The organism is Devosia sp. (genome assembly GCF_025809055.1).
GTDB lineage: Bacteria > Pseudomonadota > Alphaproteobacteria > Rhizobiales > Devosiaceae > Devosia.
The window spans coordinates 3,111,355-3,134,086 of record NZ_CP075529.1; the positions used below are offsets into that span (position 1 = coordinate 3,111,355).

The following is a 22,732-nucleotide window of genomic DNA, read 5'->3' on the forward strand; positions in this document are numbered from 1 at the left end:
GATGAGGCCGACTGCCGAGCTCAGGTTGCATGGCGCGGTGTCCTCAGCAGCAGATAGAGGAACAGGGCGCTGCCCACCACGCCCATCACCACGGCAATGGGGATTTCATAGGGGAAGCGGATCAGCCGCCCGGCAATGTCGCAGATGAGCACCATCAGGGCGCCGCCCAGCGCCACCCAGGGCACGGTGCGGCGCATGTTGTCGCCGATGACCAGGCTCACCAGGTTGGGCACGATCAGCCCGAGAAACGGGATGGAGCCGACCGAGACCAGCACGACGGCGCTGACCACCGAAACGATGATGAGGCCCAGCACCATGACATGGTTGTGGTTGAGGCCCAGATTGGTGGTAAAATCCTTGCCCATGCCGGCCACGGTGAAGCGGTCGGCGGCAATATAGGCCAGCACGCCACAGACCAGCCCCAGCCACAGCAATTCGTAGCGGCCACGGATGACGCCGGAAAAATCGCCCATGTTCCAGGCCAGCAGCGACGCCATGAGATTGGCCCGATAGGCGATGAAGGCGGTGAGCGCCCCGATGATGCCGCCGAGCATGATGCCGACCAGCGGTACCAGCAGCACATCGCGCAGCGGCACTGCCCGCAGCACCCGCAGGAACAGCGCCGTGCCGCCCAGCGCGAACAGGGCCGACACGCCCATCTTGGCCATCAGCGGCCAGCCCGGCACCAGGAGGGTTACGACCAGAAAGCCCAGCGCCGCCGATTCGCTGGTGCCGGTGGTCGAGGGTTCGACGAACCGGTTGCGCACCACCATCTGCATGACCAGCCCGGCAATGGCCATGGAGGCCCCGGCCAGGATCAGCGCCAAGGTGCGCGGCACCCGGCTGATCATCAGCACTTCCATGGCGCGGCTATCGGCCGTGCCGGTCAGCACTGCAAGCGGGGAGACATCGCTGACGCCGACGAAGACGCTGATGGTGGCCAGCGCCAGAACGGCGATGAGGGCAAGGATAAGTGCGCGCAATTGGGGGGCCTATTCGCACCGTGACCGGATATGACCCCCACAGTCATCCCCGCGAAAGCGGGGATCCCGGGGGCCGGAAACAGAGATTCCCGCTTTCGCGGGAATGACACCGTAATCGGCAAGCGGCCTTCCCTTTTGGGGAAGGCCGCTTGCCGTTCAGCTTACCCGTTGAGGCCGGCCAGGACCTGGTCCAGCAGCAGCATCACGCCCTGGTAGCCGTGCATGGAAATGTAGGCAGCCTGCGGGTCGAGATAGACGACGTGGCCCTCGGTGGCGGCCTTGGTCTGGTTGAACAGTTCGTTGTCCAGCAGCGCTTCGGCAGCGCCGGCGTTTTCGCCGGTTCCGGCGTCACGATCGACGACGAAGACCCAGTCCGGGTTCACTTCGAGCAGGAACTCGAAGGAAACGGCGTCGCCGCCATGATCGCCGTCGGCGACATCGGCCAGGGCCGAGGGCATGCCGACATTGTTGTAAACCCAGGATACGCGCGAATCGGGACCATAGACGCCCAGCTTGCCGGCATTGGTGACCAGCACCAGGGCCGTGCCCTTGCCTTCGGCGGCGGCGGTGACTTCGGCGACCTTGGCGTCGAGCGCGGCGTTGAGTTCACCGGCCTTGTCCTGCAGGTCGAAGACCTCGCCAAGCGTGGTGATATTCGCCTTCACGCCAGCCACGATGTCGGCATTGTCGACGCTGAGGTCCACGGTCGGCACGATGTCCTTGGAGGTCTCAAGGGCGGCAGCCGAACGGGCCGCGACGAAATAGACATCGGCTTCGGCAGCGGCAATGCCCTCGAAATCGGGCTCGAAGAGCGAGCCGATCTGCAGCGCGTCGGCGGGGATCTTGTCGGCAAGGTAGCTCGGGGCATTGGACGAGGGCACGCCGGCCACGGTGACGCCCAGCGCATTGAGGTTGTCAAAGGCAGCCCAATCCTGGGTCAGCACCTTGGCGGGCACGCCCGACAGGGTCGTCTCGCCCTGGGCATGGGCAATGACCTTGTCCTGGGCGATGGCGGCCGGCGCCAGCGACAGGGCGGATGCAAAGGCGGCGACAATGGCCGTGGAACGGAAGAGCGAGTTCACAGGAACAGTCCTTTGAGGAAGTTGAACACCGGGCGCCTAAAAATATGATGACGCTTATCCGGTTTCCTAGACTCGCAGTTCCGGCACTGTCAAAGGAAAATATGACGCAGTCTATCAGAAAATAAAACTGTCACGCTGACGGCAGATAAGTTTCACCAGCCAGGGCGATGAAGCTCTTCATGGCCGCGGACAGCGGGCTGGACTTGCGGCGGGCGACCAGCAATTGCCGCATGGCCCAGGGTTCGGCCAGCGGCGCGCAGACGAGATCGGTCCCGGCGAGCAGATGCAGGCTCGTCGAGCGCAAAAAGCCGATGCCGAAACCGGCCTCGACCATGCGCACCAGCGCCGGAAAACTCTCGACCCGCAGGCTTTCCTTGAGCGCGCCACCACTCTTGCCGGCCGCTTCCGACAGGAGGCGGTCGAGCGAGCCGGTCTGGTGCACGCCCACGATGGGGTGGGGCAACAGGGATTGAAAGGAAATGGCCTTGCGCGGCTCGATGCTCTCGGCCAGCGGGTGCTCGGGCGGCACCAGGACCCAGATGCGCTCATCCTCGAAGGGTTTGATGTCGAACCGGTTGAAGTCGTAATTGTCCGAGACGATGGCGATATCGGCCCGGCCCTCGTCGAGCGCCAGGAGCGCCTTGGCCGCGCCCATTTCGCCGATGGCAATCTCGATGCCGGGATATTTTTCGGCAAACCTGGCCAGCAGTTCGGGAAGCCGCCCCGTCAGGGCCGAGCTGGTGCAGGCCAGCCGCAGGCTGCCCCTCTGCCCGGAGCCGAACTCGGCCATGATGGCATCGAGATCGGCGATCGAGCGCAAGACGGTCCGGCACCCCTCGGCATAGGCTTCGCCCGCCTTGGTCAGGCGCACGCCATGGGCGGAGCGATCGAAGAGCACGACGCCGAGGCGCCCCTCGAGGTCGGATATGCGCCGGCTGACCGCCGAGGAGGCTATGCCTTCGCGCTCGGCCGCGCGCCCGATAGAGCCGGTTTCGGCCAGAAGTAGAATAAGGCGCGCCGTAACGCTGTCGAATGGTGCCATGTCGTCTCCCCGAGGCACCATAGAGCATCCGCTTTCCCGCTGGGAACCGGTTTTCGGGGCCGGACGCGTTTTGCCGGGGATTTCAGCCGCCATAGAGCAGCAACAGGCCGCGCGCCAGATAGAAGGCGCCAATGGCGGTGACGACCCAGCGCGTCCATTTGCGGAAACCGTCATCGGTCATCCTTTGCAGGATGTGATAGCCCAGATTGGTCCCGGCAATGGCCAGCGGCGCGGCGATCAGCACCAGCAGCCAGTCACCGGCGCCGATGGCGGCAGCGGTCGTGCCATAGAACAGGATCTTGGCCAGGTGCGAAATCACCTGCGTGGCCGCCTTGGTGGCAATCACCTTGCGCCGGTCCATCGGTGTGCGGATGAAGAAGATGTCGACGCTGGGCCCGGCAACGCCGACGGCCAGGTTGAGCGATCCGCTCAACACGCCGCAGCAATAGGCGTGAAGGGGTTTGCTGGCATCGAGCGCCAGCCATTTGCGCGGAATCCAGACGAGGATCGGCATCAGCCCGATGCCGATGCAGACGGTCGCCAGGTCGGGTGTATAGCGCAGGATGAACAGGATGACGGCCGCCGTCAGCACCCCCGAACAGATGATGCCCAGGATCGGCCAGTCGATATGCTCCCGGCTGAACCAGGCGCGCGAGCCATTGGCCACGACCTGGATGGCGCCCTGCACGGCAATGGCGGTGGCCACCGGCATGACGGCCAAAAGCAGCGCGAGAAGGATAAGGCCTCCCGCCATGCCGAATATGCCGGACAGGGTAGAGGTGAAAAAGACCGAGAGGGCCACAAGCAGGGCGAGGAGCGGAAACGACATGGAACTATCCTTTCCCGATCCTTGGCGCAGCCGGGGCCGTAGCGCCATGCCTGCATCGGCAAGGGGTCATGCTGTACCTGTCACAAAACTTGCAAAATTTGCGCAGATTGCACCTTGAATGGTAGCGCCAATGCGCCTTTTATAGTTCGGCGAGTCTGATTTGCTCCGGGCAAGGCCACTCTCCCTCTGCCGCGCCACGGGCTTCAATTAATTTAAGTCTGGATTGCTCCCTTGAATACGCTCAAGGCTGGCCGCGACCGTTCACGCGGCGACGCACGGGCCCACGTTGCGGCGGCCCATGCCGGGAAGGGCCAGGGCCCGCTCCTGCGCATTGCCCTGTTTTCCCTGCGGCACCCCTGGCAGGCCAGCATTGCCATCGGTGCCACCATTGTGGCGGCCACGCTGCAATTGATGATCCCGCGCCTTCTTGGGCAGGCGGTCGACCAGGCCCAGAATGTGCTCAGCGTCGCCGAAGCGGGCGCCGAGCAGGCCCTGTGGCTGACTGCCATGACCCTGTTGGGGGTCTCGGTGGCGCGCGGCGTCTTCACGCTCCTGCAGAACTATTTCTCGGAAAGCGTCGGCCACCATGTCGGCTATGAACTGCGCCTGGCCTTCTACGACAAGGTCCAGCGCCTCTCCTACGCCTATCACGACCGCGTCCATTCGGGTGATCTCATCACCATGGGCCTGCTCGACCTCGACGGCGTGCGCATGTTCTTTTCCACCGGCCTCATCCGGGTGGTGCTGCTGTCCGTCCTCATCGGTGTCGGCGCCTGGATGCTGTTCACCACCGATGTACTGCTCGCCTTCCTGGCGCTGAGCTTCGTGCCCTTCGTCGCCTGGCGGTCTTCGGTGGCACAGCTGACCCTGCGCAATACCTGGCTGGTGCTGCAGCAGAAGCTGTCGGTGCTGACCCGCGTCATGGAGGAAAACCTGGGCGGCATCCGCGTGGTGCGCGCTTTTGCCGGCCAGAAATTCGAGATGGGCAAGTTCGAGACCGCCTCACACGATGCGCTGGACCTGGCTCATGAGCGGGTCAATGTGCGCGTGCGCAACACCTCGATGATGACCTTTTCCTTCTTCGCCGCCATGGGCCTGGTGCTCTGGGTCGGTGGCTCCAAGGTCATTGCCGGCGAGATGAGCGTCGGCACGCTGGCGAGCTTCCTCACCTTCATGACCATCCTGCAGATGCCGGTGCGCCAGCTCGGCCTCATGGTCAATTCCTTTGCCCGCGCCTCCATCTGCGGGGATCGCTTCTATGCGTTCCTCGATCAGGCGGTGGATATCGAGGACAGGCCCGGCGCCGTGCCGCTCAAGGTCTCCGAAGGCACACTGCGCTTCGAGGATGTGCACTTCACCTATCCCGGCGCCTCGGTGCCGACGCTCAATGGCGTGACGTTCGAGGGCCGCGTCGGCCAGACCATCGGCATTGTCGGGGCTCCCGGTTCGGGCAAATCGACGCTCGCCCACCTCATTCCCCGCTTTTATGACGTGACCTCGGGCCGCATCACCCTCGATGGCCAGGATGTGAGCGCGGTGACGCTCGAAAGCCTGCGCCGCTCCGTGGCCGTGGTGCAGCAGGATACATTCCTGTTCACGACCACGATCGAAAACAACATCGCCTATGGCGATCCCTGGGCCAAGGACCGCAAGATCGAGCGCGCCGCCGAAAGCGCGCAATTGCACAATTACATCATGGGCCTGCCCGGCGATTACGACACCGTGGTCGGCGAGCGCGGCGTGTCGCTGTCCGGTGGCCAGCGCCAGCGCCTGTCCATTGCCCGTTCGCTGGTGCTCAAGCCGGCGGTCATGGTCTTTGACGACTCGACGGCCGCCATCGATGCGGGCACCGAACACCGCATCCGCTCGGCGATCCGCCGCTTTGCCAAGGACAGGGTGACCATCATCATCGCCCACCGCCTGTCCTCGCTCATGCATGCCGACATGATCCTCTTCCTCGAGGACGGCCGCGTGGTCGAGCGCGGCACCCATGCGCAATTGCTGGAGCAGAATGGCCGCTACCGTGCCCTCTATGATCTGCAGACCCGGCCCGGCGATGATCTGGAGGCAGCCGAATGAGCGTGGTGGACGACGATCGTGAAGTGGCGGCCTTTCCCGGCCAGCGCCCGCCCCGCGCCTCGGTGGGCAGTCACCGCATCGAGGAAGAAGTCTTCGGCAAGGCCTATGACCCGCGCACCGTGCGGCGCATCTGGGCTTTTGTGCGGCCCTATCGCCTGAAGATCTTTCTGTCGGTGCTGGCCGTGCTGGTCTTTACCGGCACGCAATTGGCCATTCCGCTGATCATCGGCAATGCCATCGACACCGGCATGGTCGCCGGCGGCAGCCTCGATAGCCTCATGCTGGCGGTCGGCCTTTTCGCCATTGCCGTCCTGCTCAATTTCGGCGCGTCCTTCGTGCAGGAAACCCAAGTCGGGAAGGTGGCCGAAAACGTGCTGTTCGACATGCGCCGCGCCATGTTCGGTCGCCTGCAGGCGGTGTCGCTCTCCTATATGGACAAGACCGAGGTCGGCCGGCTGATGAGCCGGTTGCAGGGCGACGTCAACTCCATGCAGGAATTCCTCGAAACCTCGGTCATCTCGGTGGGCGACGTTGTGCTCCTGGGCGGCATCATCGTCGTGCTGCTCAGCCTCGATCCCTGGCTGGGCATGCTGACCATGCTGACCATGCCGATCCTGTTCATCGTCCGCATCTTCTGGCTGCCGCCGGCCAAGCGCGCCTTCTGGGCTGCCCACGAAACCAATTCGCTGACGGCCGGCGCCATGGCCGAGGGCATCAATGGCGTGCGCACCGTGCAGAACCTGGATCGTCAGAAGGTCAATTTCGACCTCTATGACGACAAGGCCTATCACAATCTGCGTACCCAGCTGACCGGCTCGAAATTCGCCCAGGTCATGGTGCCCATCGTCGATTCCCTCACCGGCATTTCCATGGCCACGGTGGTGGTGCTCGGCGGCGCCCTGGTGCTCAATGGGAGCCTGCAACTGGGCGTCATCGTCGCCTTCCTGTTCTATATCCAGCGCTTCTTCGACCCGATCCGCTCGCTCACCATGCAATATTCGATCATGCAGCGCGCCATGACCTCGGGCCGCCGCATCATCGAAGTGCTCGACCTGCCGGTGACCATCGCCGACAAGCCAGATGCCGTGGCGCTCACCGGCGACATGAGCGGCTCGGTCGAGTTCCGCAACGTGGTCTTCGGCTACGACCCCAAGCGGCCGGTGCTCAAGAACGTGTCCTTCAAGGTCAATCCGGGCGAGACGGTTGCCGTGGTCGGGCCGACGGGCTCGGGCAAGACCAGTGCCATGGCCCTGGTCCACCGCTTCTATGAAGTGGAGGACGGCGCCGTGCTGGTCGGCGGGCATGACGTGCGCGATGTGACCCAGGAATCGCTGGGCGCGGAAGTCGCCATGGTGCTGCAGGAGCCCTTCCTGTTCACCGGCACCATCTTCGAGAACATCCGCTACAACAAGGCGTCTGCCACCCGCGAGGACGTGATTGCCGCCGCCAAGGCCGTCGGTGCGCACGAATTCATCGCCCGCTTCAAGGATGGTTACGATACCATGCTCGAGCAGCGCGGCTCCAATCTGTCGCTGGGCCAGCGACAGCTTCTCAGCTTCGCCCGGGCGCTAGTGGCCGATGCCAAGATCCTGGTGCTCGACGAAGCCACCGCCAATATCGATAGCTATACCGAACGCCAGATTCAGAAGGCGCTGGAAATCCTGCTCAAGGGCCGTACCGGCATGGTCATCGCCCATCGTCTGGCCACCATTCGCGGTGCCGATCGCATCATCGTGTTGCAGAATGGCGAGAAGATCGAAGAGGGCAATCATGACCAGCTCATGGAACTGGGCGGGCTCTATTCGCGCCTCTACAACATGAACTATGCCAGCTTCGACGATATTCCGGACGAACTCGTGGCCCAGGCAAACGCCAAGGCCGCCAGCACCTAGAGCACTTCGCGACAGGACTGAAACGACGGAGCCTTTCCCTTCTCCCCTGAGGGGAGAAGAGCCTGCCCCGGACTTGATCCGGGGTGGCGCGAAGCGCCGGATGAGGGGTTCACACTCACGGTTTTGCCGAGAGGCTTTCACCCCTCACCCCATCCCTCTCCCCTGAGGGGAGAGGGGACGATGGAGCCGATAGTTCAGTTCAAGGGGGAAACGCTCTAGAGCAGCGCGCTTGCCGCGTGCCGGGCGTTGCCGGCCATGCTATCACCATGGGCAAACCGGAGCGTTCGCCATGCGCCTTGCCCTTGTTGCCCTGTTTTCGCTTTTCGCCCCGCCCGCCTTTGCCGATGTTCTGACCCTTGTGGGAAAACTGGGCGATCGCGACATCCAGGTCGAGCTGACACAACCGGTTCATGGGGCCGTCGCCGGGCGCTACACCTTTAGCGATACGGGCGGGGATATTCCCCTGGTGCCGGTTTCGCACGCCAACAATCTGTGGGTGCTGCACGAGGAAGCCATTTGCGGCGATGACGATTGCCTCCTCGGCGATAGCGGGGAGGTGCTCGAAGCGCCCATCGCTGCAGTGTGGGAACTGCGCTACGATCCCAAGACCTATCTCGCCCGCGGCACCAGAACCGCCGAGGGCAGCAAATCCAAGCGGCAGCCGCTCGATCTCATGGTCATGGCCTGGCGCAGCTTTGGCGAGAGCGAGACACCTACTGCCGCCGGACTGCATGATCGTTCGGCCATTTTTGGCTACCGGCCGGATATGCCGCTCGACTGGAGCACCGCGCCCTATGAGATGAACCTGTTGGACGTGCCGCTCGAAGCCGGCCCGGCCCAGGCCTTGGGCAGTGCCAGCGTGCATGCGGTCACCGATCCGCGCACGCGCTTCGCCTTCCCCCGCGTCCTTTCCTTTGACGATGGCAGTCCGGTCGAACCCGCCAATGCCATTCTGGCCGACGCCCATTTCCGCATGAGCCTGTCAGCGCTCGATTGCCTGGCCCTGCAATATGCGAGCTATGGCGTGAACAGCACCTACAGCATTCGCGGCGGATTTCTGGGTGACTACGACAGCGAACAGGTCGAGCTCAGTTATGCCTCGCCGCAGGTCTTGTCCTGGACTGAGTCAGGGAGCCTGTGGTGCACCGGGGCCCATCCCTATAATCACATCGACAGTTATTCCTACGACCTCAAGACCGGCCAGCGCCTGGACCTGGGCAGGCTGTTCACCGACTGGGTGCCGCGGGAATGGGGCGCGGCGCCGGACGAGATCGTCGATCGGGAAACGGTGGCGCAGGCGCCTGACAATTACAGCTGGGGTCCGGGCCCCGACCTCATCGCCTATGTTCGCGACAACTTCCCGCCGGGCCTGCTTTATGACGACGCCGAAATCGATGAGGCCTGCTATTCCGATCAGGCGCTTGCCGATCAGCTGGACATAAGGCTGGCGCCCGGCCCGTCAGTGGTTTTTACCGCCAACGGGTTCCCGCATGTCATTTCCATGTGCAACGGCGATCTGTTCACCAAGCCGCTGGCCGAGGTGGCGCATCTGCTGACCCCGGAAGCGGCGAACTATCTGCCCGAATTACGAAAATAGCGGTGGCCGCGCTACTGGCCGTCGAGCTCGGGATAGATCAGCGCCGAGCATTGCCGGTTGTTTTCGTCCAGCTGCGCCTGCTGTTCGGTGGAAATCACGCCGCTGAACACCGGCTCCCACAGCCCGTCACGATGCAGCCCCTCCATGCCGCACTGGCAATAGGTGGTGCACAGGCCCGCTTCGGTGCCTGTTGCTTCGCAGGTCGACTGGCACGAGGCGAGGAAATCGGCTTCCCTTCCGGCCTCCTGACTGCCCATGGCCATGCCGATCGGGGCAACCACGGCCAGAAGGACGGGCTGGTGAACCAGGTATATGACGAGGCTCCACCGCCCCAGCCAGCCCAGAATGCGCCAGAGGCGGGCGCGTGGCTTGACCGCGGCCAGCCGCTGTTCGGCCGGTGAGCCGCGCAGTAGCCGCATGGCCACGGCGCCGAGCAGCACTACGCCGAACCAGGGAAAGACCGGGACCAGGTCATTGGTCAGCGGCGGCACCTGCCAGAAGCCGATCCAGGACAGGGGAACCTGGTTGAAGGCGGGGTCGGAATAGACAAAGGGCAGCCCGACAAAGATCGCCGCCACCAGCGCCGTCAGCCAGACCGGCGTGAACAGGAATGGCAGCGCCAGCACGCTGCACAGCGCAATGGCGTGCAGCACGCCGAAATAGACAAAACTGTCGGGAAAGGTGAACAAGGTGGACACCGTGATGATCAGCGCGCCACCCGCCACAAAGGCCCAGCGCCGCCAGAACCGCGCCCAGCGCACGCCATCGCCATGTCCCAGAACCAGACCAACACCAACCATGGCCATGAAGGCAAAAAGGATGGAGCGCGCAAAGACCACCCAGCCCGGATCATATCCGACATCCACCGGAATGATGCGGAAATAAGACAGATCCCAGCACAGGTGGTAGATCACCATGGCCACAATGGCCACGCCGCGGACGATGTCGATAACAGGCAGGCGGGGGCGGTTCATATTGGTGTCTGTCATTCCGTTACCCCCGCCCGGCAGGGCCTTGGTCCAGGGTCGGGGTGCCGGACTATCACGCAAATCCCCGCACCACAGCCAGGAAATCCTCGCCATAGCGATCAAGCTTGCCCTGGCCGACGCCGGGCAGGTTGAGCATGTCGTGCGGGTGGCGGGGCTGGGCCAGGGCCATGGCCTTGAGCGTGGCGTCGTGGAAAATGACATAGGGCGGCACGCCCTGTTCCCTGGCAAGACGCAGGCGTTCCTCGCGCAGGGCCTCGAAAAGCGGCTTGGCGTGTTCGGGCACATCGACCGATCGCGCCAGCGACCGTCTGACCTCTACCGATTTCTTCGGTCGGTCCTTGCGCAGGGTAACAGTCTGCTGACGTTTGAACACCGAATGCGACGCTTCTGCTAACGTCAGTGCGCCGTGATTGGCGTGGTCGACCACGATCAGCCCCATGGCCGTCAACTGGCGCAGGACCGACTGCCAGGCCTTGGCGTCGAGCTCCTGACCCTGGCCGAACACTTTCTGGTGCTGATGGCCAAAGCGTTGAACTTTCTCGGTTTCCTTGCCGACCAGCACATCGATGACATGGGCCGCGCCGAACCGCATGCCGGTGCGATAGATGGCGGCCATGGCCTTGATCGCCGCCTCGGTGCCGTCCCAGCTTTCCACCGGCGACCGGCAGGTATCGCAATTGCCGCACTGGCCCGGATGGGACTCGCCGAAATGGCCCAGAATGGCCTGGCGGCGGCAGGACGCGGTCTCGCAGACACCCAGCAAGGCATTGAGTTTGCTGTGTTCCAGCCGCTTGATCTCGTCGGGCGCATTGCCCTCGTCGATCATGCGCCGCCGCTGCACCACATCGGCTAGGCCATAACTCATCCAGGCGTCTGCCGGCTGCCCGTCGCGCCCGGCACGCCCGGTTTCCTGGTAATAGGCCTCGATGGATGCCGGCAGATCGAGATGGGCGACATAGCGCACATCTGGCTTGTCGATGCCCATGCCGAAGGCGACCGTGGCCACGAGACACAGGCCTTCTTCCTTCAAGAACGCATCCTGATTGGCGCTGCGCATCTGTGCATTCATGCCGGCATGGTAGGGCAGGGCCCGGATACCCTTGCCGCTGAGCCATTCGGCGACGTCTTCGACCTTGGCGCGCGACAGGCAATAGACAATGCCGCTCTCGCCCTTGTGGCTGCCGAGGAAGTCCAGCAACTGCTCGCGCGGCCGGTCACGCTCAAGGATGGAATAGGAAATGTTGGGCCGGTCGAAACTGGTGGTGAACACCTCGGCCTGTTCGAGCCCCAGCCGCTCGATGATGTCTTCCCGCGTCGTCGGGTCGGCAGTGGCGGTCAGTGCCACGCGCGGGACGCCGGGAAACAGCTCAACCAGATGGATGAGCTCACGATATTCGGGCCGGAAATCATGGCCCCATTGGCTGACGCAATGGGCCTCGTCGATGGCGAACAGCGCGATGTCGCAGCCCGAGAGCATATTGGCAAAGCCCGGCGTCGCCACGCGCTCGGGCGCCACATAGAGCAAATCAAGCTCGCCGCGCCGCAATTGCCGCCGGACCTCGGCCGCTTCGTCCTGCGACAGCGACGAATTGAGGGCCGCAGCCGCAATGCCGGCCTGCCGCAGCGCCTCGACCTGGTCGCGCATCAGGGCGATCAGGGGGGAGACGACAATCCCCACGCCCGGCCGGCAGATGGCCGGAATCTGGTAGCACATGGACTTGCCGGCGCCGGTGGGGAAGAGCACCACGGCATCGCCGCCACCCACGACATGGTCGATGACATCACCCTGCTGGCCGCGAAACTGGCGGTGGCCAAACATGTCGCGCAAGACCGCAAGCGGACTGGGCCGCTCCTGGCGGTGAGGCGAAAACAGTTCGGGCGACTCAATGGCTTCCACGCCCCCTTTGAATCATGGCCACCCGCCCGGGGCAATCGCGATGGCGGGCATTTGCACGCCCGATCGCTTCACCGCATCGGGCGGCTGAGGAAGCGTGAGCCGCGGAGCACGAACCGCCAGGGTGTCTCGACGCCCTTAGTGATGCCCATGCGCGGCCCGGCAGCGACGTCCGGATTGCCTATGCCCGCCGTCACCGAGAAGGGCGGGGCATCGAGCGGCAGGCCATTTTGATCAAGGTCGATGGCGAGGGCCTGGGCCAGCTTGCCCGGTCCCGAGCACAATTGCCTGTCGCCCACGATCCCGCGCCGGGCGCGCATTTGCTCAAGCCCATGCATGGGCTCCAGCGCGCGGATCAGGACCGCGCTGCCGGGCCGGCAGACGAAGTTGAGGCAATAGTGGATACCGTAGATCTTATAGACATAGGCATGACCTGGCGGGCCGAACATGGCGCGGTTGCGCGGCGTCGGGCCGCGAAAACTGTGCGAGGCCGGATCGGTTTCGTCATAGGCTTCGACCTCCACGATGAGCCCGCCAACGCCCTCATGGGTCAGCGTGGCGCCGATCAGGCCCGGCGCAACCGCGACCGCCGGACGATCAAAGAAGTCTTGGCTGAGGCCGGGCATGGTCACAATTGTCCTTTGCCGCGTTTCGGGTGGCCGGCACATTGTGCATGACGATTGGGCCCGCACTGGAGCCGATCGTCGAACAAAGCCTTCGCCATTGTCCGCTTTTTACTGGAGACCGGCCCGACTACATCTCAGCCATCACTTATCAGGAGGTCGACATGATCGATACATCCGTCCAGACCAATGTGCGTTCCGCGCCCGTCCTGCCGCTGACCACGACGCTAGGTCCGGTTCACCTCGCGGTGACGGACCGCAGCAAGGCCCTGGCCATCTGGCAGGACGTCGTCGGTCTCGATCTCATTGCCGAGGCCGGCAACGTCCTGACGCTGGGCGCCGGGGGCAGGGCGCTGATCGTGCTGGAAACCGGTGCCGCGCGGCCAGTCGTGCCGCGGACAATCGGGCTCTACCATGTCGCCATCCACGTGCCAAAGCGCGCCGATCTGGCGCAGATGGCGGTGCGGGCCCTGCAGCGCAATATCCGCATCTCGCCGACCGATCATCTGGTGTCCGAGGCCATTTACCTTTGGGACCTCGACGGCAATGGCATTGAAATCACCTTCGAGACGCCCTGGCGGGGTACGCTGGGCGATCCGGACAAGGGCGAAACCTATGCGGTGACCGCCGAGGGCCGCCCCCATTCCGGGCGCGATCCCATCGACCTGGATGGGCTGCTGGCCGAACTTGGACCCAACCCGCAACTGGCCGCGCGGATGCCGGCCGGGACGCGTATCGGACATGTTCATGTGCATGTGAGCGACCTCAACATCGCCATGGACTACTACCGCGATGTGCTGGGCTTTGGCGGTCTGATGCTGATCCAGTCCTTCGGCATGGGCGATGTCGGCCTCGACTACATGCCCCATACCATTGCCTTCAATGTCTGGTCCGGCCCCAATGCGGCCTTGCCGCCGGCGGGCGCGGCAGGCCTGCGCTGGTTCACGATCGGGCTTCCCGATGCCGATAGCCTGGCCGCACTCAAGGCGCGCCTTGAGGCGGCGAGTGCCCCGCTGGCGGTGAGCGGCAACGACCTCGAAACCCGCGATCCGTTCGGCAACCGCATCAAACTGGTGGTCACTGGCTAACTAACATGTTAGTTCGATCCCATCACGCGATGGGGAGATCGGCCAATGCGCGCCATTCGTTGCAACGCGCCCGGTGAACTGGAACTGGTGGACATCGACCGGCCGGAGCTACAGCCCGGCCGGGTGCGCGTGGCCATCAGCCATGTGGGCATCTGCGGCACCGATTACCACATCTATGAAGGCAAGCATCCCTTCCTCCAATATCCCCGCATCATGGGCCATGAGCTTTCGGGCCGCGTGATCGATGCCAATGGGGCAGCGGATTTTGCAGCGGGGGATGCGGTGGTCATCAACCCCTATCTCGCCTGTCACGCCTGCCCGGCCTGCCGGGAAGGCAAGACCAATTGCTGCGAGACGCTGACCGTGCTCGGGGTGCATGGCGATGGCGGCATGGCCGAGGAAATCGTGCTGCCGGCCGAAAACCTCTATCGGGCAGACGGCCTCAGCCTGCGCGATGCGGCCATGGTCGAATTCCTGGCCATTGGCGCCCATGCGGTTCGCCGGACCGAACTCCAGCCGGGCTGGCGCGTGCTGGTGGTCGGCGGCGGCCCCATCGGGCTGGGCGTCGCCTTTTTCGCCCGGATTGAGGGTGCAGAGGTGACCATTCTTGATGCGGCACAGGACAAGCTCGAAGCGGCGGAGCAGTTCGGCTTTGCCGGGGTGCTGGTCGGGGATCGTGATGGAGACGCGTTCAGGCAGGCGATGGGAAGCGGTTTCGACGCCGTTTTCGATGCCACCGGGTCGATTGCGGCCATGAACGGGGCCGTCGCCTATTGCCGCAATGGCGGAGCGCTGACGCTGGTCGGCGTGGTCAAGGGGACGCTCAACTGGGAAGACCCGGAAATCCACCGGCGCGAACTGACCATCCGGGCCTCGCGCAATGCCACGCGGCAGGATTTCGAGCATGTGATGGACGCCATTCGAGCGGGCAAAATTCCCACCGATGAACTGGCAACCCATGCCACGGGCTTCGATGCCGTTCCAGCCAAACTGCCCGAATGGGCGAAAGCGCGTCAGGGGCTGATCAAGGCGATCATTTCCCTATAGGGTTGCGCCATGAACAATGCACAGGACGTAATTCAATTCTGGTTCGTCGACCACGGCGCCGACGACTGGTTCAGCGGCGCGGCCGCCTTTGACGACAAATGCCACCGCTTCGCGGACCTGCATGCCCAGGTGGCGCGGGGCGAGGCCTGGACCTGGCGCGACAGCCCCGAGGGCCGGCTGGCCGAGATCATCCTGCTCGACCAGTTTTCGCGCCAGTTGCACCGCAATAGCCCCGTCGCCTTCGCGCAGGACAAGATGGCCCTGGCCCTGGCGCAGGAAGCCGTCGCGGGCGGTTGCGACATGGCGGTCGCGCATGACTGGGCCATGTTCTTCTACATGCCCTATATGCATGCCGAATCCCTGGTCATCCAGGACGAGGGTGTGCGCCTGTTCAAGGCCTATGGCGATGACAACGCGCTCGAATTCATGCGCAAGCATCGCGAGACCGTCGCCCGCTTCGGCCGCTTCCCCTTCCGCAACAAGGCGCTGGGCCGCACCAGCACGCCGGAAGAAGTCGCCTATATGCAGGAGCAGGGCGACCGGGCGTTTTAGGCTTTGCCGGATACGCTGATCCGGCCTCCCCTTGCACAGGGGAAGGCCGGTTTTCGGGGCCGTCTCAGGCCACCAGACCCTTGGTCAGTTCCAGTGCCTGGCGCTCGAACAGGCGGCGATAGATGCCGCCATGGAGGCGGATCAAGGCATCGTGGTCGCCTTCCTCGGCAATGCGCCCCTTGTCGAAGACGAGGAGCCGGTCGAGCGCCCGCACGGTCGAGAGACGGTGGGCGATGACCAGCGTGGTCCGGCCTTCCATGAGCCGTTCCATGGCCTGCTGGATCATTACCTCGCTCTCGCTGTCGAGGCTCGAGGTCGCCTCATCAAGGATGAGGATCGGGGCATCGGCGAGGAACGCCCGGGCGATAGCCACGCGCTGGCGCTCCCCACCCGACAGCTTCACCCCGCGCTCGCCCACCAGTGTCTCATACTGCTTGGGCAGGCTCATGATGAAGTCATGCGCATTGGCCTGCTTGGCGGCTTCGACAATGGCATGGCGTGTCGCGCCCGGCCGTGCATAGGCGATGTTCTCGGCCAGGGTCCGGTGGAACAGGATGGGCTCCTGCTGCACGATGGCGATCTGGCTGCGCAGGCTGGCCTGCTGCACCTCGGCAATGTTCTGCCCATCGATGGTGATGGCGCCGTCATTGACGTCATAGAGGCGCTGGATCAGCTTGACGAACGTGGTCTTTCCCGAGCCGGAGTGACCCACCAGCCCGACCCGTTCCCCGGGCTGGATGCGCACCGAGAAATCGCGATAGAGCGGGGTCGGGTGCGCCCCATACTGGAATGTCACGCCGTTAAAATCGATGGCGCCTTCGCCGATGCGGATCGGTTCCGATCCGGCCCGGTCGTCGATGCCCAGCGGCATGGAGTCGAGAACAACGAGCTCTTCCATGTCGTTGACCGAACGCTGCAGGTTGCGGATATGCATGCCCACCTCGCGCAGGTTGCCCTGCAGGGTGAAATACATGGCCAGCACGAAGGTGATATCGCCGGCGCTGGCAAAGCCCTGGCTCCACATATAGAGCCCGGTGCCCAGGATGCCGGCCTGCATCCCGACCATCATGAAACCCTGGATGGCGCCGCTGAAATTGCCGCGATTCCAGGTGCGGCGGGTGCGCTGATCCCACTTGCGCAGGACGTGGCGCAACCGGCCCTCCTCACGGGTTTCGGCGCCGAAGGCCTTGACCACGGAGTTGCAACTGACCGCATCGGCCAGCGCGCCGCCCAGGCGCGTGTCCCAGGCATTGGCCAGCGTTGCCGCCGGCGAGACAAACCCCATGGAGAGCGACACGGTGACGCCGATATAGATCAGCGAACCGATGCCGACGACGGCACCCATGACCGGCCAGAAGGCGCCCAGGATGATGGTAGCGCCCCCCAGCATGACCACCGAAGGGAGCAGCGCCACCAGCAGGGTGTCGTTGAGTGCATCCAGGGCCCACATGCCGCGGGTGATCTTGCGCACGGTCGATCCGGCAAAGCTGTTGGCATGCCAGTCGGTCGAGAACCGCTGTACCCGGTGAAAACCGTCATTGGCGATATCGGCCATCATCTTGAGCGTCAGCGAGATGATGTTGCGGAAGGTGAACCAGCGCACGAAGATGGCAAAGGCACCCAGTGCCACGACGATGCCGAAGGCATCGAACGCGCTCGATGCGGCATTGCTGCCGCCGGTGGCGATGGCATCGACGATGCGGCCGGAAAAGAACGGCACGGTCACCAGAGCCAGCGTGTCGGTGATGACGAACAGGCAGATCAGTGCGATCCGCCCGGGCTGGTTGGCCCAGTGCCGGAACGTGAAGCCGAGCACGTTGCGGTAGGCGTCAGCGCGAAAATCGAACTTCTTGCGACTCATTTGGCGTGTCCGGTGCCGTTTTCCGGTCACCGGTTCCTCGAAAAGGACTTGGACGAGGCAGCGCCGGTTTCAAATGGAGCGGACGGATTTCCGGCCGGGGCGCTGCTGGGGTAGTGGAGAGAAAACCGCGGGCGGCTGGCCTATTCGGCGGGCCGCGGGGAGACCGGAGGTGTTAACCTCGGGACCCGCACATCGGGGGCGCGATGATGAATGCTGGCATGCACGCCTCCCTGGTTCGAAATTGAAGCGGTTGTCGTTTCTAGCCAAGACTTTCGATTTTGCCAATGGCGGAAAATCAGCCTCGCGCCAGATGATGCGCAAGTGCCACAGGTGGCAGGCCGAGGCGGCCCGGCCTGCCGTTGCTGACGGGATGCCTGAGGTCAGTCGAGCGGTCGGGCGCCCGGCGCGACCATGCCGGCCGTGCGGACCTGCGCATAGGCCAGGGCAAGCATGAAAACGGCAAAGAGGGCAAGGACGGCGACGAGGACGGGCAGGGTTGATAGCGGCATGACGGGCTCCAGGAATGGTGACGCTTCCCAATTGCCACGCGTCGGTCAGGTCCGGCTTGATCAGGATCAAGCCGGTGCTGCCACCCCGGGCTGGCGCTGTGCCCATGGGGACGATAGGCTCCGCCCAACCGATTCAAGAGCAAGAAGGCTATTTGCCCAGATGAGCAATTCTCCCATCGATCCGGTCAAACTCGACAAGCTCGGCGAAGTCGCAATCAAGGTTGGATTGCAGCTGGCCGAGGGCCAGGACCTCGTCATCACCGCGCCGATCGTCGCCGCGCCCCTGGTCCGTCGCATCACCGAGCACGCCTACAAGGCCGGTGCGGGGCTGGTGACCACCATCTATTCGGACGAGGAGACGACGCTCGCCCGCTTTCGCAATGCCAAGGATTTCAGCTTCGATCGTGCCGCCGGCTGGCTCTATTCGGGCATGGCAGAGGCCTTCAAGGGCAATGCAGCGCGCCTGGCCATTGCCGGCGACAACCCGATGATGCTGGCCGAGCAGGACCCCGACAAGGTCTCGCGCGCCAATCGCGCCAATTCGGCGGCCTACCGTCCGGCGCTGGAGCTGATCACCGGCTTCGACATCAACTGGAACATCGTCTCCTATCCCAGCCCCAACTGGGCCAAGCTGGTCTTCCCTAACGACCCCGAAGAGGTGGCGGTAGCCAAGCTCGCCGATGCCATTTTCAAGGCGTCGCGCGTCGATCGCGACGATCCGATCGCGGCCTGGAAGGAGCACAATGCCAATCTCAAGGCACGCTGGACCTGGCTCAACGGCAAGAATTTTTCCGCGCTCAAATATCGGGGGCCGGGCACCGACCTGACGGTTGGGCTGGCTGACGGCCATCGCTGGAAGGGCGGTGCCTCCGAGGCCAAGAATGGGGTGACCTGCAACCCCAACATCCCGACCGAGGAAGTGTTCACCACCCCACACCGGCTGCGCGTCGAGGGCACGGTGGCGGCCACCAAGCCGCTCAGCCACAACGGCACGCTGATCGAGAATATCCAGGCCCGCTTCGAAGACGGCCGCATGGTCGAACTCAAGGCGACCAAGGGCCAGGATGTGTTCAACAAGGTGCTCGATACCGACGAGGGCGCGCGCCGCCTGGGCGAAGTGGCGCTGGTGCCCCACTCCTCGCCGATCTCGGCCTCGGGCATCCTGTTCTACAACACGCTCTACGACGAGAACGCCTCGTGCCACATCGCCATGGGGCAGTGCTATGCCGACTGCTTCGACGGCGGCAAGACGCTGACGCCGGACCAGATCTTCGCCCAGGGCGGCAACAAGAGCCTCATCCACATCGATTGGATGATCGGTTCGGACCAGGTCGATATCGACGGCGTCCATGCCGATGGCACGACGGAACCGGTCATGCGCAAGGGCGAATGGGCCTTCTGATCGGCCGCGATCCCGCGTCTTCCTTCTCCCCTTGTGGGAGAAGGTGCCCGAAGGGCGGATGAGGGGAGCCTACTCGCCCTTGATGGCCAGAAAATCCTCTGCGCTGAGCACGACCTTCTTGTCGATCCGGCCGATCTCGCCCTCGTCCTTTCCGTCGTAGTCGGCGCCGAGCAGGACGGTGCGGATGGCGTTGAGGCGCAGGCGGTTCTTGTCATTGGCCCGGATCACCGTCCAGGGCGCGTGTTTGCTGTCGGTGCGCTTGAGCATGCGGTCGCGGGCCTGCGAATACTCATCCCACTTGTTGAGGGCTTCGAGGTCGACCGGCGACAATTTCCAGGTCTTGAGCGGGTCGTGGCGGCGGTCGTGAAACCGCTTGAGCTGCATTTCCCGCCCGATGGACAGCCAGAATTTGACGAGGCGAATACCGTCGCGGGTCAGGCGCTTTTCGAACTCCGGCGCCTCGTCGAGAAACACATCCGTCTGTTCGGGGGTGCAGAAACCCATAACCGGCTCGACCACGGCGCGATTGTACCAGGAGCGGTCGAACAGCACCATTTCGCCCGCCGCCGGCAGCCAGTCGACATAGCGCTGGAAATACCACTGGGTGCGTTCGCGATCATTGGGCTTGGGCAGGGCGGCGATAATGTTGTAGCGCGGATTGAGATTTTCGAGGAACCGCTTGATCGTCCCGCCCTTGCCGGCCGCGTCGCGCCCCTCGAACACCACCACCGTGCGTGCCCCGGCCTTTTGCATATGCGCCTGATGCAGCACCAACTGCTTTTGCAGCGCATACATCTGCGTGTCATAATCGTCATCGTCGAGCTTTTCGTCGTAAGGATAGTCGCCCGAAGCATAGGCGGCTTTCTTGATGGCCTTGGGAAGCTCGGGATTGTCGATGTCGAAGGTCTCGTTGGGGTCGGTCACGCTGTCTCTCCAGTGTCATATTGAGCGTGCTATGAAGTCCGCCCCCGCGCAAGAGGCGGGATCACAACCGTGAGTCGGCGGCCCGATATGGACGATTCTTCCCCGTCCCCTCCCATTTCTCTCGTCCGGTCCGCCCTCGAGCGGATCGCCGCCAATGCGCCACTGCTGCTCGCCGTGGCGGTCCTCGTCACCGGCTTCGTGATCTTTGGTGGATTGCGTCTCGAACTGGCCATTGCGGGCATGGTCGCCATTACCGGACTCCTCTCCGTGCTGTCGCCCGGTGGTGAACAGGCCGCGGGCACCCGGACCCTGCCGGCCGAACCGGGCCCGGGCGTGACCGGCGATATCGCCGCCTTCATCGAAGCCCTCAGCGATCCGGCTCTGGTCATCGACCGGCGTGGCGAGGTGAGTTGCCGCAACGCGGCCGCGACCCGGCAATATCCGTCGCTGCAGCCGGGGCGGGTCCTGACGCTGGTGCTGCGCAATCCCGAATTGATGGCGGCGGTCGAGGCCACGGTACGGACGGGCGAGGTTCGCAGCTTCCAACTGCACGAGACCCTGCCATCCGAAACCTGGGATCGGGTGACGGTGTCGCCCCTGCGCCTGCCGGGCCGGGACTGGGTGGGCGACAATAACCGGCAACTGCTCATCACCTTTCAGAGCCTCACCGAGTTCAAGCGCGTTGAATCCATGCGGTCCGATTTCATCGCCAATGCCAGCCACGAACTGCGCACGCCCCTGGCCTCGCTCATGGGCTTCATCGATACCCTGCTCGGGCCCGCCGCCAAGGACAGTGCGGCGCGCGACAAGTTTCTCGGCATCATGCGCGGTCAGGCCGACCGCATGAGCCGGCTGATCGACGACATGCTGAGCCTTTCGCGCATCGAGATGCACCAGCATGTCCGGCCTACCGGCTCGGTCGACCTGTCAGCGCTGCTGCGCGAGGTCAGGGAGGGCCTGCAGACCCAAGCCCAGGCGGCCGAGATCGAGGTGATCCTCAACCTGCCGGAAGGGCAGGCGGTGGTCTCGGGCGATCGCGGGCAGCTCTACGAGGTGTTCGAGAACCTGCTCGACAATGCGATGAAATACGGCGCTACCGGCCAATCGGTCGAAATCACGCTGACGCCGGTGCAGCGGGCGGGCTTTGCCCACCTGGTCAGCGTCGTCGATCATGGGCCGGGCGTCGAGCCCGAGCATGTTCCGCGCATGACCGAGCGCTTCTATCGCATCGACGCTGAATCCAGCCGGAAGAAGAAGGGCACGGGCCTGGGCCTCGCCATCGTCAAGCACATCATCCAGAGGCATCGCGGGCAGATGGTCATCCGCTCCCGCGCCAATCCGGGCGAGGGCCTGCGCGTCGAGGTTCTGCTGCCTTGAAAGCGGCGGCAGCGGGCAGACGGTGTTGTTCGCCTTGCGGTGTCTTTGCTGACGCCAAATAAAAAAGGGCGCCGCGATGGGCGCCCTGAACTTCATGTCGAAGCGGCTTAGCGCTTCTTCTTTTCCAATTGGTGATAGGCGCGGCGCGAGTGGAATTCGCAATAGGGGCCGCTTTCCAGGCTGTGCTGGCCGCAGAAATAGAAATCCTTGGTTAGCGGATCGCCGATCGGCCACTTGCAGGTGTGCTCGTTGAGCTGCAGCAGGTTGAGGCGCTTGTCTTCGGGAATGAACAGCTCGGCGCTGGCCGGGGCCACGTAGAGTTCTGCTTCCATGTCCGGGCTGGCCGCCAGCGCGGTGGCACCCATCACCTGCGGACGCGGCATGCTGGCCGGACGCGGCTTGGCGCTGATATGGCCCATGCCGCCCGAGGGGCTGGCCACGCGGCGCTGTGCCGGGCGCGCTGCCGGCCGGGCACGCGGTGCGGTATTGGTGGGCTTGGCCCGCGCCGAGAGCTTGAGGCGATGCACCTTGCCGATCACGGCATTGCGCGTCACCCCTTCGCCCAGCTCGGCCGCAATCTGGCTGGCGCTGAGGCCTTCCGCCCAGAGTTTCTTCAAAAGTTCGACGCGCTCGTCAGTCCAGCCCATCGGTTGTGCCCCTGAAACCATCGTCAAAACAGAATCCTTCACTGCGCTGCCAAAACAGGACGGCAGCCCTTCGACTCTACAGCTCGTATGTTGAGTGGGTCCGCCGCACGAGATGTCGTGCTCCCAACGCCTTGGAGACTACGACAGGGCTGGAATCGGGATCAAGAGTCGGGGGCGATTTTCCCCGGTTATTCAGTGGTTAAAATTGCCCTAACAAAGTTTGAGTCAAATCAGGCACTTGCCTCTGGCTCATTGACTTGGCGGAGAAATTTCGCCTAATTCTGCGGGCCAAACGCGCTGCCGAAACGGCGCGTT

19 protein-coding genes are annotated in these 22,732 nt (G+C 64.0%); 8 read left to right on the forward strand and 11 right to left on the reverse strand.

All coding sequences use genetic code 11. The annotated features are described in order from the left end of the window. Positions 1–20 precede the first annotated feature (20 nt). The 4 genes from KIT02_RS15290 to KIT02_RS15305 all read right to left on the reverse strand — a co-directional run bounded on the left by KIT02_RS15290 (position 21) and on the right by KIT02_RS15305 (position 3,936). Positions 21–983 carry an iron chelate uptake ABC transporter family permease subunit gene (locus KIT02_RS15290; protein WP_297579482.1) on the reverse strand — a complete coding sequence of 321 codons (963 nt, stop codon included), beginning with the start codon at positions 981–983 and terminating at the stop codon, positions 21–23. 161 nt (positions 984–1,144) lie between these two features. Then, complete coding sequence (locus KIT02_RS15295) at positions 1,145–2,065, reverse strand: siderophore ABC transporter substrate-binding protein (protein ID WP_297579485.1); 921 nt, start codon at positions 2,063–2,065, stop codon at positions 1,145–1,147. Positions 2,066–2,195: 130 nt separating this feature from the next. Beyond that, complete coding sequence (locus KIT02_RS15300; RefSeq protein ID WP_297579488.1) at positions 2,196–3,107, reverse strand: LysR family transcriptional regulator; 912 nt, start codon at positions 3,105–3,107, stop codon at positions 2,196–2,198. 82 nt (positions 3,108–3,189) lie between these two features. Continuing rightward, on the reverse strand, positions 3,190–3,936 hold the full coding sequence (locus KIT02_RS15305) for a sulfite exporter TauE/SafE family protein (protein ID WP_297579491.1): 747 nt from the start codon (positions 3,934–3,936) through the stop codon (positions 3,190–3,192). 231 nt (positions 3,937–4,167) lie between these two features. On the opposite strand from KIT02_RS15305, the gene KIT02_RS15310 reads away from it, so the two are divergent. The 3 genes from KIT02_RS15310 to KIT02_RS15320 all read left to right on the forward strand — a co-directional run bounded on the left by KIT02_RS15310 (position 4,168) and on the right by KIT02_RS15320 (position 9,504). Continuing rightward, positions 4,168–6,015: an ABC transporter ATP-binding protein gene (locus KIT02_RS15310; protein WP_297579495.1), complete on the forward strand. Its 1,848-nt coding sequence runs from the start codon at positions 4,168–4,170 to the stop codon at positions 6,013–6,015. Next, positions 6,012–7,907: an ABC transporter ATP-binding protein gene (locus KIT02_RS15315; protein ID WP_297579499.1), complete on the forward strand. Its 1,896-nt coding sequence runs from the start codon at positions 6,012–6,014 to the stop codon at positions 7,905–7,907. Before KIT02_RS15310 ends, KIT02_RS15315 begins: the two co-directional genes overlap by 4 nt. Positions 7,908–8,196: 289 nt before the next feature. After that, positions 8,197–9,504, forward strand: coding sequence for a hypothetical protein (locus tag KIT02_RS15320; RefSeq protein WP_297579502.1), 1,308 nt, complete (start codon positions 8,197–8,199; stop codon positions 9,502–9,504). 11 nt (positions 9,505–9,515) lie between these two features. On the opposite strand, the gene KIT02_RS15325 is transcribed toward KIT02_RS15320, so the two are convergent. The 3 genes from KIT02_RS15325 to KIT02_RS15335 all read right to left on the reverse strand — a co-directional run bounded on the left by KIT02_RS15325 (position 9,516) and on the right by KIT02_RS15335 (position 13,013). Further along, positions 9,516–10,493, reverse strand: coding sequence for a heparan-alpha-glucosaminide N-acetyltransferase (locus KIT02_RS15325; RefSeq protein ID WP_297579505.1), 978 nt, complete (start codon positions 10,491–10,493; stop codon positions 9,516–9,518). 52 nt (positions 10,494–10,545) lie between these two features. After that, positions 10,546–12,390 (reverse strand): DNA helicase RecQ, encoded by a 1,845-nt coding sequence (gene recQ / locus KIT02_RS15330; RefSeq protein WP_297579508.1) that lies wholly within the window; start codon positions 12,388–12,390, stop codon positions 10,546–10,548. Between the two features lie 68 nt (positions 12,391–12,458). Further along, positions 12,459–13,013 carry a DNA-3-methyladenine glycosylase gene (locus tag KIT02_RS15335; protein ID WP_297579511.1) on the reverse strand — a complete coding sequence of 185 codons (555 nt, stop codon included), beginning with the start codon at positions 13,011–13,013 and terminating at the stop codon, positions 12,459–12,461. Between the two features lie 161 nt (positions 13,014–13,174). Here KIT02_RS15335 and KIT02_RS15340 point away from each other — a divergent pair, with 161 nt between their 5' ends. From KIT02_RS15340 to KIT02_RS15350, 3 genes are read left to right on the forward strand one after another with little or no spacing between them, the layout of a single operon-like run. After that, positions 13,175–14,098 (forward strand): VOC family protein, encoded by a 924-nt coding sequence (locus KIT02_RS15340; RefSeq protein WP_297579515.1) that lies wholly within the window; start codon positions 13,175–13,177, stop codon positions 14,096–14,098. A 45-nt stretch (positions 14,099–14,143) separates the two neighbouring features. Beyond that, positions 14,144–15,145, forward strand: a complete 1,002-nt coding sequence (locus KIT02_RS15345; protein ID WP_297579518.1) for a zinc-binding alcohol dehydrogenase family protein — start codon at positions 14,144–14,146, stop codon at positions 15,143–15,145. Positions 15,146–15,154: 9 nt separating this feature from the next. Next, complete coding sequence (locus KIT02_RS15350; RefSeq protein WP_297579521.1) at positions 15,155–15,697, forward strand: DUF924 family protein; 543 nt, start codon at positions 15,155–15,157, stop codon at positions 15,695–15,697. 64 nt (positions 15,698–15,761) lie between these two features. Here KIT02_RS15350 and KIT02_RS15355 read toward each other — a convergent pair whose 3' ends face one another. Beyond that, a complete protein-coding gene (locus tag KIT02_RS15355; RefSeq protein ID WP_297579524.1) occupies positions 15,762–17,558 on the reverse strand; it encodes an ABC transporter ATP-binding protein in 1,797 nt (598 codons plus the stop codon). Between the two features lie 380 nt (positions 17,559–17,938). Further along, positions 17,939–18,067 carry a hypothetical protein gene (locus tag KIT02_RS15360; RefSeq protein WP_297579527.1) on the reverse strand — a complete coding sequence of 43 codons (129 nt, stop codon included), beginning with the start codon at positions 18,065–18,067 and terminating at the stop codon, positions 17,939–17,941. Positions 18,068–18,227: 160 nt separating this feature from the next. Here KIT02_RS15360 and KIT02_RS15365 point away from each other — a divergent pair, with 160 nt between their 5' ends. After that, on the forward strand, positions 18,228–19,469 hold the full coding sequence (locus KIT02_RS15365) for an aminopeptidase (RefSeq protein WP_297579530.1): 1,242 nt from the start codon (positions 18,228–18,230) through the stop codon (positions 19,467–19,469). A gap of 69 nt (positions 19,470–19,538) precedes the next feature. On the opposite strand, the gene ppk2 is transcribed toward KIT02_RS15365, so the two are convergent. Beyond that, complete coding sequence (gene ppk2 / locus KIT02_RS15370) at positions 19,539–20,393, reverse strand: polyphosphate kinase 2 (protein ID WP_297579533.1); 855 nt, start codon at positions 20,391–20,393, stop codon at positions 19,539–19,541. Positions 20,394–20,480: 87 nt separating this feature from the next. Here ppk2 and KIT02_RS15375 point away from each other — a divergent pair, with 87 nt between their 5' ends. Next, positions 20,481–21,770, forward strand: a complete 1,290-nt coding sequence (locus KIT02_RS15375) for an ATP-binding protein (RefSeq protein WP_297579536.1) — start codon at positions 20,481–20,483, stop codon at positions 21,768–21,770. Between the two features lie 107 nt (positions 21,771–21,877). On the opposite strand, the gene KIT02_RS15380 is transcribed toward KIT02_RS15375, so the two are convergent. After that, positions 21,878–22,417 carry a GcrA family cell cycle regulator gene (locus tag KIT02_RS15380; RefSeq protein WP_297579539.1) on the reverse strand — a complete coding sequence of 180 codons (540 nt, stop codon included), beginning with the start codon at positions 22,415–22,417 and terminating at the stop codon, positions 21,878–21,880. Positions 22,418–22,732 lie beyond the last annotated feature (315 nt).